Origin of the sequence: Mycolicibacterium palauense (assembly GCF_002592005.1) — a bacterium.
GTDB classification, from domain to species: Bacteria; Actinomycetota; Actinomycetes; order Mycobacteriales; family Mycobacteriaceae; genus Mycobacterium; species Mycobacterium palauense.
The window spans coordinates 1-1496 of the sequence record NZ_NVQF01000193.1; the positions used below are offsets into that span (position 1 = coordinate 1).

1 protein-coding gene is annotated in these 1496 nt (G+C 66.9%); it reads left to right on the forward strand.

Annotated features, from left to right (window positions below):
- Nucleotides 1–192: 192 nt before the first annotated feature.
- On the forward strand, nt 193–1473 hold the full coding sequence (locus CSR00_RS29805; RefSeq protein WP_245906765.1) for an IS110 family RNA-guided transposase: 1281 nt from the start codon (nt 193–195) through the stop codon (nt 1471–1473).
- Nucleotides 1474–1496 lie beyond the last annotated feature (23 nt).

The following is a 1496-nucleotide window of genomic DNA, read 5'->3' on the forward strand; positions in this document are numbered from 1 at the left end:
CGGTCACTAGGGCACCATGCTCTCTGCGAATGCTCTCGGAGTGTTCGTTGAAGGGACTCGGCGGGGACCGAGGTGACGGCCAGGTGCGGTCGCTCGTAGAGGGCCTGCATGACACCGCCGCCCTCGGTCCTCCCGGGGTCGCAGACCGGCATCAGGAAGATGCGCCGTAGAGCGCCAGTTAGTGACCGTCCGGTGGTCGACCCCCTCGCCGCGTCGTCGCTGCCGATTCGAGGAGATCCGTTGTCCGAGGAAGCCCCAGAAATCATCTACGTCGGGTTGGACTGGGCCGCGGCCACGCATGCTGTGTGCGTACTGTCTGCGGTTGGAAAGATATTGGTGCAGTTCATGATTGATCACACCGCGCACGGCGTCGCCACACTTATTCGTAAACTCGCCGAGTTCGGCGATCCCGCCGATGTGCACATCGGGATCGAACGACCCAACGGGCGGCTGGTCGACCTGCTGCTCGACGCCGGCCACCCCATCGTCCCGGTGTCCCCGAACGCCATCAAAACCTGGCGCGACGGCGAGGTCGTCTCCGGCGCCAAGTCCGACGCCGGCGACGCACTGGTGATCGCCGAGTACCTGCGCCTGCGCCACCACCGCCTGCGCCCGGTCGCACCCTACAGCGCGCAGACCAAGGCGTTGCGCACGGTGGTCCGCACCCGTGACGATCTCGTCGCCATGCGCGTATCGGCCACCAACCAGCTCAGCGCTCTGCTCGATGACCACTGGCCCGGCGCCAAGGTGATCTTCGCCGATGTCGAATCCGCGATCAGCCTGGCGTTCCTGCGGCAATACCCCAGTGCGGCCAGCGCGTCGCGCCTGGGCGAAAAGCGCCTGGCGGCCTTCCTCGCCAAACACGGCTACTCCGGCCGCCGGCCCGCCAGCGAGCTGCTGGCACGACTGCGAAGGGCCCCCGCCGGCACCACCGACCCCATCCTGCGCCCGGCCATCACCGACGCCGTGATCGCTCTGGTCACCGTTCTGGAGGCACTCAACAGCGCCGGCAAGGCCCTCGACCGCTCCGTGATCACCCGACTCGGGGAGCACCCGGACGCCGAGATCTTCACGTCGCTGCCAAGGTCGGGTCAGATCAACGCCGCCCAGGTGCTCGCCGAGTGGGGCGACTCCCGTGCAGCCTATGACGGACCCGATGCGGTAGCCGCCCTGGCCGGAGCCACTCCCGTCACGAAAGCCTCCGGCAAACAACACGCCGTGCACTTCCGCTGGGCATGCAACAAACGCTTCCGTCGAGCGCTGACCACCTTCGCCGACAACAGTCGCCATCAAAGCCCCTGGGCCGCAGACATCTACGCCCGAGCACGCGCTCGCGGGCACGACCACCCCCACGCCGTGCGCATCCTGACCCGCGCCTGGATACGCGTCATCTACCGCTGCTGGCACGATCAACGGCCCTACGACCCCAATCTCCACGGTGGAACGCAAAGACTGCTGCCAAAAACAGCCTGAGGTTGACTCAGGAAGTGTCATGC